This window comes from Dialister invisus DSM 15470, from assembly GCF_000160055.1.
Taxonomy (GTDB): domain Bacteria; phylum Bacillota; class Negativicutes; order Veillonellales; family Dialisteraceae; genus Dialister; species Dialister invisus.
Genome location: NZ_GG698602.1, coordinates 1092464 through 1109780, shown reverse-complemented (window position 1 = coordinate 1109780; position 17317 = coordinate 1092464). Strand labels below are relative to the sequence as shown.

General features: G+C 46.7%; 14 protein-coding genes. 11 read left to right on the top strand and 3 right to left on the bottom strand.

All coding sequences use genetic code 11. From position 1 onward, the window contains the following. Positions 1 to 107: 107 nt before the first annotated feature. From GCWU000321_RS05470 to GCWU000321_RS05445, 6 genes are all read left to right on the top strand, one after another. Positions 108 to 407 (top strand): hypothetical protein, encoded by a 300-nt coding sequence (locus GCWU000321_RS05470; RefSeq protein ID WP_007070116.1) that lies wholly within the window; start codon positions 108 to 110, stop codon positions 405 to 407. Positions 408 to 1079: 672 nt separating this feature from the next. Further along, positions 1080 to 1286 carry a hypothetical protein gene (locus tag GCWU000321_RS05465; RefSeq protein ID WP_007070114.1) on the top strand — a complete coding sequence of 69 codons (207 nt, stop codon included), beginning with the start codon at positions 1080 to 1082 and terminating at the stop codon, positions 1284 to 1286. A gap of 724 nt (positions 1287 to 2010) precedes the next feature. Then, on the top strand, positions 2011 to 2823 hold the full coding sequence (locus GCWU000321_RS05460) for a hypothetical protein (protein ID WP_007070112.1): 813 nt from the start codon (positions 2011 to 2013) through the stop codon (positions 2821 to 2823). A 161-nt stretch (positions 2824 to 2984) separates the two neighbouring features. Then, positions 2985 to 4064 carry a hypothetical protein gene (locus GCWU000321_RS05455; protein ID WP_007070111.1) on the top strand — a complete coding sequence of 360 codons (1080 nt, stop codon included), beginning with the start codon at positions 2985 to 2987 and terminating at the stop codon, positions 4062 to 4064. A gap of 50 nt (positions 4065 to 4114) precedes the next feature. Next, complete coding sequence (locus GCWU000321_RS05450) at positions 4115 to 4744, top strand: hypothetical protein (protein WP_040381349.1); 630 nt, start codon at positions 4115 to 4117, stop codon at positions 4742 to 4744. Further along, positions 4744 to 5448, top strand: coding sequence for a hypothetical protein (locus tag GCWU000321_RS05445; RefSeq protein WP_007070109.1), 705 nt, complete (start codon positions 4744 to 4746; stop codon positions 5446 to 5448). The genes GCWU000321_RS05450 and GCWU000321_RS05445 overlap by 1 nt, the downstream gene beginning before the upstream one ends. A 91-nt stretch (positions 5449 to 5539) precedes the next feature. Here the strand turns inward: GCWU000321_RS05445 and GCWU000321_RS09370 are convergent, their stop codons facing one another. After that, complete coding sequence (locus GCWU000321_RS09370) at positions 5540 to 5680, bottom strand: LrgB family protein (RefSeq protein ID WP_277352340.1); 141 nt, start codon at positions 5678 to 5680, stop codon at positions 5540 to 5542. A gap of 276 nt (positions 5681 to 5956) precedes the next feature. Here GCWU000321_RS09370 and GCWU000321_RS05435 point away from each other — a divergent pair, with 276 nt between their 5' ends. Both GCWU000321_RS05435 and GCWU000321_RS05430 read left to right on the top strand, forming a co-directional pair. After that, entirely contained in the window at positions 5957 to 8170 is a 2214-nt protein-coding gene (locus tag GCWU000321_RS05435) for a TonB-dependent receptor (RefSeq protein ID WP_050754522.1), read from the top strand. A 9-nt stretch (positions 8171 to 8179) separates the two neighbouring features. Then, on the top strand, positions 8180 to 8614 hold the full coding sequence (locus GCWU000321_RS05430) for a hypothetical protein (protein ID WP_007070106.1): 435 nt from the start codon (positions 8180 to 8182) through the stop codon (positions 8612 to 8614). Positions 8615 to 8670: 56 nt separating this feature from the next. Here GCWU000321_RS05430 and nrdG read toward each other — a convergent pair whose 3' ends face one another. Together nrdG and nrdD are read right to left on the bottom strand one after the other, a co-directional pair. After that, positions 8671 to 9225 (bottom strand): anaerobic ribonucleoside-triphosphate reductase activating protein, encoded by a 555-nt coding sequence (gene nrdG, locus GCWU000321_RS05425; protein ID WP_007070105.1) that lies wholly within the window; start codon positions 9223 to 9225, stop codon positions 8671 to 8673. A gap of 72 nt (positions 9226 to 9297) precedes the next feature. Further along, the gene (gene nrdD / locus GCWU000321_RS05420) at positions 9298 to 11505 is read right to left on the bottom strand and encodes an anaerobic ribonucleoside-triphosphate reductase (RefSeq protein WP_007070104.1); all 2208 of its coding nucleotides are present in this window, start codon (positions 11503 to 11505) and stop codon (positions 9298 to 9300) included. A 595-nt stretch (positions 11506 to 12100) separates the two neighbouring features. Between nrdD and GCWU000321_RS05405 the strand changes: the two genes are divergently transcribed. From GCWU000321_RS05405 to GCWU000321_RS05395, 3 genes are all read left to right on the top strand, one after another. Then, positions 12101 to 14170: a transglycosylase domain-containing protein gene (locus GCWU000321_RS05405; RefSeq protein WP_007070101.1), complete on the top strand. Its 2070-nt coding sequence runs from the start codon at positions 12101 to 12103 to the stop codon at positions 14168 to 14170. Positions 14171 to 14408: 238 nt separating this feature from the next. Continuing rightward, complete coding sequence (locus GCWU000321_RS05400) at positions 14409 to 15458, top strand: ABC transporter substrate-binding protein (RefSeq protein ID WP_050754521.1); 1050 nt, start codon at positions 14409 to 14411, stop codon at positions 15456 to 15458. A gap of 176 nt (positions 15459 to 15634) precedes the next feature. Continuing rightward, a complete protein-coding gene (locus GCWU000321_RS05395; RefSeq protein WP_007070099.1) occupies positions 15635 to 17296 on the top strand; it encodes an ABC transporter permease in 1662 nt (553 codons plus the stop codon). Positions 17297 to 17317: the final 21 nt, after the last annotated feature.

Sequence of the window (17317 nt, the reverse complement as noted above, 5' to 3'; positions counted from 1 at the left end):
ACCCTAATTAAAGCAGTCATAGCAATCATTTTCGGATTTTTTACCAACTCATTTTGTCCACCCTTTATCTTCTTAGGAAAAGGATAAAATACCGATGAAGCCAGACAATGTCTAACTTCATCGGTATTAAAATCAACACAAAATGTCCTATAACCCGCATTCTAACAGGCAAGACGATACGGGAAATTACAAAAGCAGTAGAAGATGAAAGAAAATCCGGTGTATTGATTTGTTCTAGGATGGAGGGAAAAGGGGGATATTTTATGCCGGCTAATGATGTTGAGATACAGAGCCAGCTTGCCTCATTTGAACGGCGTATCAAAAGCCAGGAAATAACCTTGTGGGCATTCCGAAGGTATGTGAAAGAAAGAGCCATTTCCGCCGTGGCAAAGCTCCCGAAAAGATGACAGGCTTAATATATTAAACTATGCTGACCCATTCAGAAGCATTTCGTTGTTTAAGCGGCACGCAAAAATCCTTGTATCTTTTGTATATGCAGCGGCTAAAGGCAGGGATGATACTTTCTTTCTGACCTTTTCCACAACTTGTAATGATGGGTTGTACAAGGTAAAAAGTGAAAGTACTTTCCGGCGGGATATGGCAAAGTTGCAAGAGCTTTGATGGATAAGCAGGGGAGGTTCTATGAACGAAATCTTTATTTATGACTCTTAAAACAGGAGATTAAAAATTTGTGTTTTTTTGAATAATGGAATATCAGCTATAGTAATTTATCAAAAGGAAGTTGCTTGATGTGAAGAACGCTCCCCAGAGCAAAAATGGGGAGCGTTCTTACTATGTAATAGGATTAATGTAGGTAAGGCGACAGATAAGATATGGTAGGATTGAATGAATGTAAAATTGGATAAAATTTATGATGTTTAATCCCAATCTTGATCCTGATTTTGAAAATAATTCAATGTCTTTGTGCGGAACAATATAAAATGTGATAACACATAATCACATTATCGCATTCAATAAAATCTACTTATTTAAGGAGTTTAGCAAATGCATATAAAAAAATATATTTTGTTTTGCTATAATAACGATAGGTTATTATATAATAATGGAGGCATATAGATATGGATAATAAAGAGTTTCACAGACAGTTAAAAATACTGTTTGCATTAGCAGATGTCACAGCGGCATGTGCAGCACAAAAGGCAGATATGACACCGCAAAATTTAAACAATAAAATTTCAAGGGGATCGCTAAGAGCAATAGATTTATATAACATAGCGGCCGCTCTTGGGTACGACATAGTTTTTAAAAAGCGTGACAATCAATAACAGATAAGACAATTACATAACAGTAGTACGGCAGACTGACATAACAAGCAGTCTGTTTTTTATTGCATAAATAACAGTAGATAGATTATGCAGATTGCCAATAACAGCATATAAGGCATATAAGCAGGTCGAAATAATTCACATAGTAGACTATACAATATAATTTTCTTGATTTCAGGATATTCCTAATAACTGAAACAAGAGCGCAACGATTCCCATGCCCCCCGATAATCATTTAGACATCAAGAAAATAGTGCCTAACGAGCATTTTCTGAATGATGATATTTCAAGCAACGGGTAAATTTATCAAAAGAAGGTTGTCTGATGTGAAAAACGCTTCCCAGAGCAAAAATGGGGATTGTTTTTACTATGTAACAGGCCTAATACAGGTAAAGCGACAGGTAAGATGTGGTAGGATTGGATGATTGTAAAACTGGATAAAATTTATGATATTTGGCTTCAATCTTGACCCTGATTTCAAAAATAAATCAATGTCTTTGCGTGGGACAATATAAAACGTGATAACACATAAGCACATTATCACGTTCGATAAAATCTATTTCTTTAAGAATTTTAATAAACACATATAAAAAGAATATAAATCTTGTTTTTGATATAATACAAAGTAAAGGGAGCGGTTTTTTATGTGCATGCCCCCGCGTACGGCTGTGATCGGTTTTGGAAAAAACTGCTGTAAACCGGCGGCCGTTTGAAAAGGAGAATTATGATGGGCGGAATGTTTGTGGGGATGCTTCTGCTGCACCTTGTCATCTTTATATTGATAGTTCTGCTTTGGATATACAGGAAACCGCTGGCAGAATCTGCCGCGCGTGATAAGGCGATGGCGGACAGGGAGCGGAAGAAGAATCCGCAGCTTAAAAACCGGCCTTATGCGTGGGTGGTGATGATCAGTTCCACGGCGGTGCTGGCTTTGGATATGTATTTTGATATGCCGTCAGTCGGTGTGCCGGGGCTGATCTGGAAAGGGCTGCTGGCGGGACCGTCACTGACTGTGGCTGTCACGTCTTTCATGTGGGTCGTATTGGCCGGTCCGCAGAGGATCCGGCAGTATGTGAAATATGCGTTTTCGGCAGGGATGTTTGTCCTGTTCGGTATAATGTCGTTTACCGACTGCTTTGGCGGCGTGGAGGATGTCTTTTCGGGAACGGTGACCAAAGATATGGCGCTGAGCCACGTGATGTATGAGAAGACCTGGGCAAGAGGCGCCGGTTTGTACAGCCAGTTTCTGCCGGCCCAGGCGGCAGGTCGGTTTGATCTGATGATGGACGGCGGGGATGAATATGTCCATTTCCATATTGCGCGAAGAGACAGGGAGGTTCTCGCGTCCATGATGGAGGGGCTGACGGTCAGAGGGAAAACGATACGGATAGAGGATCTGATACCTGCCGTGGAAGAGGGACGGAAGAGTTTTGCGATGTACGACGGCGGACAGATCGGTGGAGGGAAAGATGTCATGTACCGGATAACGTACTACCCCCATACAAAAATACTGGTATCGGCGGAAAGGATACCGTAACGATGTCTGCCGGGCGGGATATTATCAGAGGAAAGGGATACATTCGGCAAAAGATATATGACAGGTAAAAAATACCGATTCATGTGATACATTTTCTTTCATGCAGGTAAGGTTCATTGTTTATGATATGAAGTGTGCCGTCGGGCGGGAAGGAGTATTTTATGAAATTTTCCAAATGGCTGCGGATATTGGCTGTGTCAGGATGTATAGCGGCCGCCACCGTATCGGCAGGAGCGTTCAGCTGTTCCGATTTTGAAAGGAGCGGAGGCGGGCCTTATAAAGAAACGCTGGATGCACTCTATGAGAATTTGGCTGTCGGAGAAGGTTCAAATGATCAGCTGGCGGGTTCGGCAGGGATTATGGAGACGGTGAATGCCCTGGGACGGGAAGCGGCGCTTCAGGGGACAGGTTTTGCCATAGAGGATATCACCGGCGATGGGGTTCCCGAGCTGCTGGTAGGGAGTATGCCCGGTTCCGGAGAGTCTGTATATGCCGTGTATACGATACGGAACGGCACGCCGGCAGCCGTTCTTGACGGGTGGGCAAGAAACGGGTATTATGCGCTCGGCGGCGGACGGTTTTATTACCACGGCTCCGGCGGCGCGGCGTACAGCGCATTCGGGACTTGTCATCTTTCTTATGACGGCAGCCGGATAGAGTGGGAAGATTTTTACTTCTCCGATATCAAAGACAGCAGTGCGGGAACGATCGGGTATTTCCATAATACAACGGGCGTATGGAAGAAGGCGGAAGCGGAAGAATTATTTATTTCACGCGGCCGTTTTTTTGAAATGGACGAAACATTACGGACAGGGATAAGAGCGATAGGAAAGGTTCCCTTTTCGGAATATGCCTGCGGTCATGAAGCGGCGGCGGATGGAACGGTGCAGGCCCGCTGGGCGGAGGACGCGCTTTCCGATTATGGGGAGTACGATGAATTTATGGCGGAGACGTCGGAATACCAGGCGCGGGTCCTGTTTTCTACGCAAGATGAGGTCGGGGATTTCAGAGTACTGCGTTTGGTTCCTGATCTGGATGAAGAAGGAAATATGACGTTCTCTGAAACGGAACTCTACTATACCGGCCGGATCACGGCGGAAAGACCGCTTGTGCTCGGCATGGTATTTCATGGAGACACGCCGGGGTACGGGATTTCCTATACGGACGAAAACGGAAGAACCAGACGGTTCTATATCGGCATGAGCGGGGACGACGGCTCTCTCTTTTTGGGAGAATTCTGAGACGGCCAGCCATACATTGATCTTGAGTTGTGGGAAGGGAGGCGCTGAAAATGAAATTTTTCAAACGGATTATAGGTCTGCTTTTATTCTTCACCTGTATGGGATCTCCGGCAGAGGCGAAAGTGATTCATCAGGATATGTGCCAGATGAGTACCGCCTATGAGGACCAGATGCATAAGATTGCTGATTTTGAAAAAGGAGCATTTAAAGGCCGTTTTGCTTTGATGGACGGACAGTGCAGCGGGCATACTTCTTATATGGCGATTGTCACCTATTATCATGGAGGTGTCAAAACGACTTTTCTTAATGATGAAAGAATACAGAAAATGAAGCATGTGCAAGTGGGAGAGGTGCTGGCGAATCAGAAGGGCGGCGTGTATCTGAAAATCATTTTTTCCCAATGGTACGGACTGGACGGGCAGGGGAAAGTTGTCGCTTCGGCAGAAGATAAAAAGTCGGTCGGGAATACGGATATTTCTTTGTATGTGGAAGGTATACGAACCATATACGGCAGTCTTATGAAAAATAAGCCCGATGGAATGCACGGCAGCATGGATGAGATGAAGCTTGAGGCGAAGGAGTGGAGCCTTCCTGGATTTAAAATCGTAGTGGATGAGGAATGGGCGGATTATGTAAGGCCTGATGTAAACTTTGTCATGTCTGAAAGGGGAGATGCGTGATGCGTATGAAATGGCTGCCGGCAGGCATCGGGCTGTTCCTCGTCGGAATGTCGGTGGTATCCTTTGCTGATGAAAGGGTTTATGAACAGGCTGAATTTCCCCATGAAATCTGCGGGACGTGGACGGATATTCATGGAGGAAGGACTTTGGAGATTACCCCCCGTGCCGTGGACGGAGATCTTTTGGACGGCATGTATGATGTGGCCGGCGGAGGAGTGCAGGGGGCAGTGAAAGCGGTGCTTCTGCATGAAGGGCAGCCGGTCATGGAGCAGATCAGCTGGAATGTGATGAGTCCGAATTATAAAATACTGGTGTATGGAAGTCAGGTATACTGTCGTCTCACCGGAAAGCATTTTGAGTCTGTGGACGGCATATATCTGGGAATGGAGATGAGAGAGGTGCGCCAGATCTACGGAGAACCGGACTGCGAGGACGGGAGATTTCCATACCAGAGCTGGAGCTATGTAAAGGAAGGGGTCAGTGTATATTTCTATGGAGGGATTGTGAACGGCATACGGATTAAAAAAGGCAGCAGGAAAACGTTCGATCGTTCCGGTCTGAATGCGGACAGTCCCCGGGACAGTTATGCCGCATACTATAAAATGGGAGGCCCGATGAATGAATTTTTTACGGCAGGTGAAGATGAGTCGGAATATATCAGCCTCTATGAAGACCGCGTCTGTTTGGGTTCAGGTCCTTATTAAAAAGAAAGAACTGATGGAGATATTTCTCCAAGCAGGGAAATTTAAAAAGCGTACCGCGGATAAAAGTGCGATACGCTTTTTTTGTGAAATTTTACCAAAAGTAGGAGAAAAGGCTCGCGCCTGCTACGGTCATGATACCGGCGACGCAGATGGAAAGAGAACTCATGGCACCTTCTACCGGTCCCATTTCCATCGCCCGCGCCGTACCCATGCCGTGGGCGGCCGTACCTATGGCAAGCCAGCGAATTTCCTTTATTTTTGGAATAAAACCATATATTTCTAAACAAATAGACCGAAAAAATTATAATAAAATGTGAAATAGATTGATTATACATATGGATATAAGTATAATAGTTCATGTGGAATAGTAGCAGACGGGGATGAATGATACTTTTCCGCACGGATCAGTTTGTTTATGAACCTGAGGGAATATGGCAGAGAAGGAAATTTGGAGACTTCGGTGCCGTCTCTTACAGGTATTTTTTATATGCAAGGAGAGGAGTATAGTATGAAAAAATCAGGGGTTTTAGGGCTGGCGGTATTGCTTGCCCTGGCAGGCGGCACGGCTCATGCGGCCGGTGTTTATGAGTTGGAAGGAGTTGTCGTTACAGCGACTAAAATTGAAGAGTCCACGGAAAAAGTGCCGGCCAGTATATCTGTGGTAACGGCAAAGGAAATTAAAGACCGCGGTTATCAAAGTGTAGCCCAGGCATTGGGGCAGGAACCGGGGGTTTACCTGTCGCCTGTAGCAAATGGCGGGATTTCCCTTCGCGGTTTCGCATCCAGCGATATCCTTGTCCTGGTAGATGGACAGCCTGTCAATTCCGGTTGGAACGGTTCTGTAGACTGGACGATGATCCCTGTGGAAAATATAAAGAAGATTGAAGTGCTCCGCGGTGCGGCTTCTTCCCTTTACGGCGGCCGTGCGACAGGCGGCGTCATTTCGATTACGACAAATACCCATGAGGAAGGGGTTCATGGGAATATGACGCTTTCTTACGGAAGCAGCAGTACGACAAAACAGGTTTATGATGTATCTGTCCGTAAAGATAAATGGGATATCGGTGCAGGGTATGAAAAACGTAAAACTGACGGTTGGCGGGGATATTATGTGGATTCCCGCGTATCAGGCAGTACGGAAAATATACCGCAATTTGATGCGGGTAATTTACCTATTGACGGCCGCGGCAGGGTCATCCTTGGGGGACGCGGCGAAAAAGCGTGGACTTCTGAAAGTTACCATGCCAAGCTGACCTATCATTTCAATGATGACAAGTCTTTGACTTATTCCTACCTTCATACGGATCATAAATACAGTTATGAGCATCCCTTCACTTTGATTAAGGATGCTTCTGGAAAGAGCATTTTCTATGGCAGCGTTGTTTACCCCAACGGGAAAGGTATAGATTTTGCACCGGGTGATTTTCTCGGATATGTGGGTGCAAAAGAATGGGGTATGCACAATATTTTTTATGATGATAATAAAAACCGGTTTCATGTCCATGCAGGATATACAGATATCAAAAAAGACGGCTACAGCAGTGCCGGCGGAGATGATGCGTGGCTGCCCATGACGGAAGAGGAGACTTATGCGTGGAATGGGGAAGGAGTACAGTCTTTTTATCCGAGCAAGACAAAAGATTTTGATTTGAATAAAACCTGGGAATTGGGGTCCCATACCCTGATCGGCGGCTTGGCATACAGGGCAAATTCTTTTGACCAAACGAGATACAATCTGGCCCATTACAAAGATCACGGCAGTAAAATAAATGCTTATGAAAAACATCGCGGTAAAGACGAATCCCTGTCTGCTTATTTCCAGGATAAATGGCAGGCTTCTGAAAAATTTGCCGTTTACGCAGGACTCCGTTTTGACCGCTACAAGAAATATGGCGGCCATCATGAATTCCTTACGACCGGTTATGTGAAGGACGATGAAGAAGGTATTTATAATGCATGGAGCCCGAAATTATCCTTAGAATACCTTATGGGAAATGATACCACTGTATATGCAAGTTATGGACATTCCTTCACGCCGCCTATACTCTACCAGGTATATCGTTCTGAAAGATCACCCATCAAGATTGTCAATGGCGTGCCTACGGCTTCTACAAGGGGATCTTTGCCCAATCCCGATCTTGACCCGGAACAGACGGATACGTATGAACTGGGATTGAAGAAAAAATGGAAAGACACCACTGCGAATATTGCTGTCTACAAAGCGGATACGAAAGATGCTATCCGTTATTTCTCCACGGGCAAAGCATCTACTTACAAGGGGGTATTCTATAAAAAAGGTTATTCCCAGTACAGGAACTTTGGCAAGGCAAAGAAAAAAGGCTTCGAGTTCAGTGCTACCCATCAATTCTCCGATAAGGTAAGCGGCTATTTGAATTATGCATGGGAAACGGAATCCATTGATGGCGAACATAACTGGGATATTCCGAAACACCTTATCCACTTCGGCGCGGAGTTTACCGATAAGAGATGGGATATTCTTGCTGATGCCCAGTATGTCAGCGCACGCCAGGAACCTGATGCGGCGACAGGCGTGTACTACTCTGCGGGAAAATTCTTCATCGCCAGCTTATCGGCCAATTACAGTTTCACGAAGAACACCACCGCCCAATTCTATATTTACAATCTTTTCGACAAAGTGATTTATGACAGCGAAGCGGCAAGCGGAAGAACGTACACCCTTACGTTGCGTCATTCTTTTTAAGGAGAACATATGAAGAAAATACTTAGACTTGCTTTAGCTGCTATCCTTTTTGCTGCCGGCACCGTATCGGCGAGGCTTCCCGAACCGATATCCATGCCGCAGGATATCAAAGGAACGAGTCCCCATAAGCCGGAAGCGGCGGTGTACTATCTGACGGAGCTTGTGAAAGAAGGAAAGATGACGGCAGAAGAAGCAGAGCGGACGGAAGTGTACATGATTTTCAGGAATGCCCGCCGTATGCAGGATTTGCAGGATGTGGAAGGGCTTTCCGAGGAAGACCGCAGGGCATATATGAAAAAGAAACGTGAACTGCGGGGAAATCCCCTTGTGGAATACGCCAACCGATGCGGATTCACTTTGGAACGGGCCAAAGAACTCATGGATCTTATGCATGACTCTGACAAAGGCACTTCATACTACGGGAAAGCCCGTCATCATGGATAAAATATAAAAAGGAACCTGCCGGCATAGCCGGCGGGTTCCTTTTTATATTGCAGCTTTTAAATTTTTGTCATTTTTGACATACTTGTGTCTCCCGGATTCCAAAAATGCAGTTCTCCCGCTTGGAGAGATTTCTGCACATCGATTGTCCGCTGGTTGGAAGAGCCTTTGAAGAGAAGGGTGATATCTTTTTTCGCGAGGACAAATTCGCCGTCCACAAGGATGTCTATATATTTTAGAAGCTCCATTGTTTCAGGCATAATCTTTGCGAAATGACCGAGTATTTCCTTATCGAAAAGATAGCCGGAGAAGCACCAGAGATCTTTTTCCGGATAGGTTTCCTTGAATCGTTTCACCAAGGGCAGAAGTCCCTTTTGGTTGACCGGCTCCATGGGCTCGCCGCCGAGGAGAGTCATGCCCTGGTAGCAGTCCTGCCCCAATTGTCTGATGATGTAGTCTTCCGTTTCTTTCGTGAAGGGCTTGCCGTAGTGAAAAGACCATGTATCCGGATTGAAACAGCCTCTGCAGTGGTGGGTGCAGCCGGAAACGAAAAGGGAAAAGCGGATGCCCGGCCCGTTGGCGATATCATATTCTTTGATTCCGGCGTAGTTCATAAATACCTCGCGCGATAGGGAATAAAAACGGCGCTCATACAGGATGGCGCCGCCTTATCTTAATAATGATGATTAAAGGTGGAGGACTCTGTCTTTGATTTCCTGTGTGCGGCCCTGGTTCCAGAACTGGGTGCCGATATATCCGCATGTCCTTCTTGCCACGGACATGGTGTGCTGGTCGTGGTTGCCGCAGTTCGGGCATTCCCAGATGAGTTTGCCGTTTTCATCATCAATAATCTTGATCTCTCCGTCGTAGCCGCACTGCATGCAGTAGTCGCTCTTGGTATTCAGCTCCGCATACATGATGTTTTCATAGATGTACTTCATGACGGCAATGACAGCGGGGATGTTGTTCTGCATATTCGGCACTTCGATGTAGGAAATCGCGCCGCCCGGGGAGAGCCGCTGGAAATCGGATTCAAATTTCAGTTTATGGAAAGCGTCGATATGTTCGGCCACATGGACATGGTAACTGTTGGTGATGTAGTTTTTATCCGTGACGCCGGGGATCATGCCGAAACGTTTCTGGAGGCATTTGGCAAACTTATAAGTGGTGGATTCCATCGGAGTGCCGTAGACGGAGTAACTGATATGTTCGGCGGCTTTCCATTCGGCGCACTTATCGTTCAGCTTCTGCATAACTTTCATGCCGAATGCTTTGCCTTCTTCCGTGGTGTGGGAAACGCCCAGCATTCTTACGCACATTTCATAGAGGCCTGCGTAGCCGAGGGAAATGGTGCTGTAATTATTGAAGAGCAGTTTATCGATGGCTTCGCCTTTTTTCAGACGGGCAAGAGCGCCGTGCTGCCAGAGGATGGGGGCTACGTCGGAAATGGTGCCCAGAAGTCTTTCGTGACGGCAGCGGAGAGCCCGGTGGCAAAGTTCGAGACGGTCTTCAAGGATTTTCCAGAATTCATCCATATTTCCTTCTGCCGAGCAGGCTACGTCTACCAGATTCAGTGTGACAACGCCCTGGTTGAAACGGCCGTAATATTTATGCTCGCCATTTTTACCAAGACCTTCCGTGTCGGGGGTGAGGAAGCTGCGGCAGCCCATGCAGGGGTATACGTCGCCGTTTTTGTATTCCTTCATGATTTTCGCGGAAATATAGTCGGGGACGAGACGTTTTGCTGTGCATTCCGCAGCAAGTTTCGTCAGCTCATAGTAGGGGGAGTCATCATGGATATTATCTTCATCAAGGACGTAGATCAGTTTCGGGAATGCTGGTGTGATCCATACGCCTTTTTCATTCTTTACTCCCTTCATTCTTTGGAGAAGGACTTCTTTGATGATCATGGCGAGATCGTCACGGGTGCGGCCTTCCGGTACTTCATCAAGATACATGAACATGGTGACGAAAGGAGCCTGGCCGTTACAGGTCATCAGAGTAATGAGCTGGTACTGGATTGTCTGAATACCGCTCTTGATCTCTTCATGGAGACGGGCTTCAACAATTTTGGAAATGATTTCATCATTCATGGATTCGCCGGTCAGCTTCCGTTCTTCAATGACTTCCTTTTTGATTTTCTGACGGCTGATATCGACGAAGGGCGCAAGGTGAGAAAGCGTAAAGGACTGGCCGCCGTACTGGTTGGACGCCACCTGGGCAACAATCTGGGTCGTTACATTGCAGGCGGTGAAGAAAGAATGGGGTTTTTCAATCATCGTCTGGCTGATGACAGTACCGTTCTGGAGCATGTCTTCCAGGTTAATGAGATCGCAGTTATGTTCTTTCTGCGCGAAATAGTCGGCATCATGGAAGTGAATGATGCCTTCATCATGCGCCTTGACGATTTCTTCAGGAAGAAGAAGGCGGCGCGTGAGGTCTTTGGATACCTCGCCGGCCATATAGTCGCGCTGGGTAGAATTGATGACAGGATTTTTATTGGAGTTTTCCTGTTTTACTTCTTCATTATTAAGTTCGATCAGAGAAAGAATACCGTCATCGGTGGTATTGCTCTTGCGGGAAATTTCGCGTTTATAACGATAACGGACGTATTTCTGGGCCACTTCATAGCCGCGCATTTCCATGATGCCCGTTTCTACCATATCCTGGATATCTTCGACATTGGCCGCGTGGGGATAATTGGAAATTTTCTTCGCGATATTATCCGCAATCGCACGTATCTGGAAATTATTCATCTGATGGATGCCGGCGACTTCATGATTGGCTTTGCCGATAGCGTTGATGATTTTCGTGATATCGAAAGTGACTTCCTGTCCGTTTCTTTTGATGACATTTGTGCGGACGATGACGTTCTCTTCATTTCCCTGCTGCATGACTACACTCCCTATTAATGATTGAATATAATAAAATTAAAATGATACGTACAAAATATAGTTTTTACTTCTGCTGTAATACAACATATTGTATCGTGATTTATAGTACAACATATTCACAGGAAATGGAATAGGAAAAACGAATTAAAAAAATACTATTATTTTTCAAAGCTGCGGAAAATCAAAAATATGGAAAATGCAGGCATGTCGATATGGGGCGGAAAGGAGACAGGAGGCCTTGGCGTTTCACGAAACGTTTCACAATGGAGGTACTCATTCAAGATTTTTTCTATAGGCACCTATAGAGAAGAGGGTACTGTATATAGTAGAATAAGAAATGAAATTTCCATAAACGGTATGAGGGGATGAAGTCTTGTACCGGGGATGGAAGAAACAGCGGCAGAAAAGAAAAGGGGAACGATGATTTTAAAAACGATGATTCTAAAAAGGAAGAGAAAGCCTTCTTTCTTTTTTGCCGGCGGGATTGTGCTATAATGGAACAAATATTATTATCTTTTGGTTTAACCGTTCATATTTTTGAGTAAAAATTTTTATATGAGATATACATTGATTAATCAGAGGAGCGCCGGCTTTCATGAGAAATTCTGAAATTCGCAGACAGCATAAAGAAAAATCTTCCACGGTAAAAAAGATTTTTCTTTTTCTTTTCATTATCGTTTTTATTGCAGGCGCCGGGGCGGCGGCAGGTTTCTTTCTGTCGGTGAGCAGCGGGCTTCCGGATATTTCCGCAAATATTGCACCGGATGCGTCGTCCCGCATTTATGATGCCAAGGGGCGGCTTATTACTACGGTTCACGCCGAGGAAAACCGTCTCCCCGTGTCCATTGATGAAGTGCCGGCTAATTTACAAAACGCATTTATTGCGGTAGAGGATAACCGTTTTTATGAACATCACGGCGTGGATCCTATCGGTATCATCCGTGCCGTTTTCAGAAATATCATCAGCGGCAATGCCACGGCGCAGGGGGGGAGCACCATTACGCAGCAGCTGGCGCGAAACGCTTTCCTTTCGCAGGAACAGACGCTGAAACGCAAGCTGCTGGAGGCTTTTCTTGCTTTAAAGATAGAGCGGCAGTATACCAAAAAAGAAATTCTGGAAATGTATATGAACCAGATTTATTTCGGACAGGGCTGTTATGGTATCCAGACGGCATCTAAAGTGTATTTTGGAAAAGATGTGAAGGATTTGTCTCTTGCCCAGTGCGCGCTCATAGCGGGTCTTCCGAACAGTCCGAATTATTACTCTCCGTTCCACAGTGTAGAAGCGGCAAAACAGCGGCAGTCCATCGTTCTTGATCAGATGGTGAAGTACGGGTACATTACCGAGAGTGAGGCCGCTGCGGCAAAAGAAGCGGATATCCATCTGGCCCGGCCCCAGGAACAGCGGGGAACGGATAGTGTGGCGTCTTATTTTGTAAATTATGTCATTCACTTGATCAGCGAAAAGTATGATTCCGATGCGATCTACAAAGAGGGCCTGCAGATTTACACTACGCTGGATCTTGATTTGCAGAAGGAAGCGGAAGCGGCCCTGAAGAAAAATCTTCCTAATGCCTATACCGATGATAAGAAATTGACACAGCCTCAAGGCGCCCTTGTTTCCATAGAAGTGGGAACGGGATACGTCCGCGCTATGGTGGGCGGCCGCGGGCAGGATCACTTTAACCGCGCTGTACAGATGACCCGCCAGCCGGGTTCGGCTTTTAAACCTTTTGTCTATCTGACGGCATTTGCAAACAAAGTAACGCCTTTCGACATTCTTAGTAATGAAACGAAAGATTTCGGCGGCGGCTGGATACCAAAGAATTACGGAGGCACTTCCGGCGGCAGCGTAACCGTCATGGAAGCGCTTGTGAAGTCCATGAATATACCTACGGTCCATCTGGCGGATCAGGTAGGCATGGGAAAAATTATTCAGACGGCAAAAAATGTGGGGATTTCCACCTTAGTTACCGAGGGTGAATACAGTGATACGAACTTGGCAACAGCTCTCGGTGGTCTGACTTACGGCGTATCCGTCTGGGATATGGCAAAAGCATACAGCGTGTTTGCAAACGGCGGCAAACTGGTGGAACCGACGGTCATTATGAAAGTTGTCGACCGCAATGGAAAGGTGCTTGAAGATCATTCCGGCGCGCCGGAAAGTACGCAGGTCGTTGATGAAGCCTCGGCATGGACATTGACGAGCGTGCTGGAAGAAGTCATCTCCCGCGGGACCGGCGGAAATGCGTATATCGGACGGCCGTCGGCAGGCAAGACGGGGACTACTGATGATGAACATGACGCATGGTTTGTCGGATATACGCCGGATCTTTCCACGGCGGTCTGGATCGGCGATGACGCGTCCACCAATGCGGGGTATACCGGCGGCACCATTCCGGCGGCGATCTGGCGCGATTATATGTACGAAGCGGAAAGCGGTTATACCGTGAAGAACTTCGAAATTCCTGCTTCCGTAAGAAGCAGTATGGAAAAAGCAAGGGCCGCGCGGGCGAAGCAGGAAGCGGAAGCGGCGGAAAAGAAGAAAAAGGAAGAAGCGGAGAAAACGAAAAAAGCATTGAAGGATAAAGTGAAATCCGCGGGGAATAAACTTCTTGACAGGATTTCGGGCCGATCGGCAGAAAAGTCCGGGGAAAAACAGTAACGGGAAGAAGATAAATTGACAAAGGACAGGACGTTTCGTAAAAGGCGTCCTTTTCTTTTGCAGAAAATATGAAAACGGGAAAAGGAATATGTGTTATGTAATGATAAAAAGTAATGAAAACAGCATACATTTATGCTAAAATTACAACGGACTTTCTTTTTATAGTTAGTGTCTGGGATATATGCTAAAATTGCTTTGGTAAGTAAACATATTTAAGATTTGAGAGGAGATGTTTTTCATGAAATGGAAGGCTCTTGCTGCATGCACCCTGGCCGGATTGGCGTTGATTGCTGCCGGCTGCGGCGGCGGTGACAAGGCGGCTGCAGGCGGTGCGAAAGCGGGCGGTCAGGATCTGAAAGGCAAGAAGTTGGTGATGTATGTGTCTTTCCATGAAGACACGGCGAAAGAACTGGCGGATCTGTTTAAGAAGCAGACCGGTGCAGATGTAAGCTTCATCCGTCTGCCGACCGGGGAAGCTCTTGCCCGTATCACGGCAGAAAAAGACGCACCGAAAGCGGATATCTGGCTCGGCGGAACGGCGGACGCCCATGCGAAAGCGGCGGCTGACGGACTTCTGGAAGCTTATAAATCCAAGAATGCCAAAATGATCATGCCTGAATACCAGGACAAAGACGGTTTCTGGTATGGCACGTATCTGGAAGTTTTGGCAATCGGCTACAATGAAAAACGTTTCAATGAAGAATTTAAACCGAAAGGCGTCGCCGCTCCGACGACACTGCAGGATCTTCTGAAACCTGAATTCAAAGGGGAAATTATTATGCCTGATCCCCGTAAATCCGGTACAGGCAACACCTTTATCAGTTCCGTTCTCCAGAATATGGGAGAAGAAAAGGGCTGGGAATACCTGAAAGCGCTGAAACCGCAGGTGGCGCAGTTCACTCCTTCCGGATTTACACCGGGACAGAAAGCCGGCGCCGGCGAATATCTTATCGCCGTCAATTTTATTTCCGATCAGAATCTGGTCAGCGCCAAGGGACAGAAACTGGTGAGCACCATTTACGATCAGGCAGGCTGGACAGTATGTCCCGTAGGCAAGATTAAGAACAAAGTCAATGAAGATGTGGCGAAAGCGTTTATTGATTTTGTCCTTACCAAAGAAGCGGGAGATATCCTTGTAAAGACGACGAACGGCATTGCCTGCAATCCGGAAGTGGCTCCGCCCCAGGGCATGAAGCCGCTGAAAGAGCTGCCGCTGTTCAAGACTTATGATTTGGTCAAGGCGGGCGCCGATAAACAGAAGAACTGCGATACATTCTTTGCTGAATAATATGTCTGTCAAAAAGCTGCCTCCACCAATGACGGTGGGGGTAACTTTTTATCTATTACTTTTATTTATTTAAGAAATAGTCTGTTTTATACCTGCCCTTCCCTCGCCGATGGAAAAGCCGGAAGGCACCTGCTGTTTTAAAGAAATAAATCCTTTTTATATCTAAGGAGTTTTGTATGAATGAAAAAGAGTCCGGCCGCGAACACACCGGAATCGCAGCGGAGATGAAAGTACTTCTTCGGGAGCCGCCGCTTCTCATCGGTATTCTTGCCGTATTCCTTCTGTTTGCCGTATTTATTATTTATCCTTTTGTGAAAATTCTTCTCGTTCCGACATCGGCAGACTGGATGCGCGCCGTCACGGATAAGGAGTTCATCGAGGTATTCAGCCACACGATCTTCTCGTCCTTTGTTGCTACGGCGACGGCTATCGTTTTCGGATTCATTTTCGCTTACGGCGTGAATTACACGAATATGCCGTGCAAGCGTTTCTTTCAGGTGGTGGCTCTGCTTCCTACCATGGCGCCGTCCGTTGTCAGCGGTCTGGCATTCATCATGCTTTTCGGCCGCCGCGGCTTTATTACATGGGAAATGCTTCATTTGAAGGTGGATCTTTACGGACCTGTCGGACTTTGGGCAGCGCAGACTATCGCTTTTTTCCCGCTGGCGTACATTACTATTTCGGGTGTCTTGAAAAATATCAGTCCGAATTTGGAACTGGCGGCACAGAACCTGGGGGCGAAAGGGTGGTACCTTTTCCGTACGGTGACCCTCAGACTGGCTACACCGGGGCTGGCAAGCGCGTTCCTCCTGGTCGGTATCAACTCATTGGCGGACTTTGGCAACCCCATGCTGGTCGGCGGTAATTATCATGTCCTGGCCACGGAAGCATACACACAGGTCACCGGTGCCTGGGATCTTCCCATGGGCGCCACGCTTTCCGTATTCCTTGTCATTCCGACACTCATTGTTTTCTTTGTACAGCGGTATTATCTGGAAAAGAACTCTTACGTTACCGTTACGGGAAAGCCCGTGGCAGGCCTCATCCGTGTGACGGCGGGACCGGCGGCAACATGGTGTTTCTTTACTTTCTGCATGCTTCTCAGCTTGGGCATCCTTATGATTATCGGTGTGGTCGTGCTTTTTGCCTTTACCGTTTCTTTCGGTGCGGATTACACCTTCACTCTTGAGTATTTCAAAGAAGGCGTCATCAACTCCAATGTCATGGTGAACTCCTGGGTGGCATCCATGTCCACGGCGGCAATCAGCACGGTCTTCGGCATTGCTCTGGCGTTTCTGGTGCTCCGTAAAAAATTCCCGGGAAGAACAGTTATGGATTTCCTTGCCATGCTTCCCGTCTCTCTGCCGGGGACGTTTATCGGTCTTGCCATGATTCTCGCCTTTAATGACGGACCGCTTGAAATGACGGGTACGCTTGCTATTATCATTCTCGGTATGGCCCTCCGCCAGCTGCCGGTAGGATATCGGCAGGCCGTGGCGGGGCTGAAACAGATTGAAGGCTCTTTAGAGCAGGCGTCTACCAACTTAGGGGCAGGCAGCTTCACGACTTTCCGGAAAATTGTGCTGCCTATGCTGAAAAATTCACTTTCTGTCAGCTTTGTATACGCGTTTATGCGTTCCATGAACACCTTAAGCACCGTTATTTTCCTCGTGTCACCGGAATGGAACTTGGCATCCATCAATATCATGAGCCTGGCAAATCAGGGATTCCTCCCGACTGCCAGCGCCACTGCCGTAGGCATCATGCTTGTTATTTACCTGACTTTCGGTGTGGTGAAACTGATACTCCGTGACAAGATCAATATCTTTGATTTATAATCGCTCAAAGTTTACAACAGA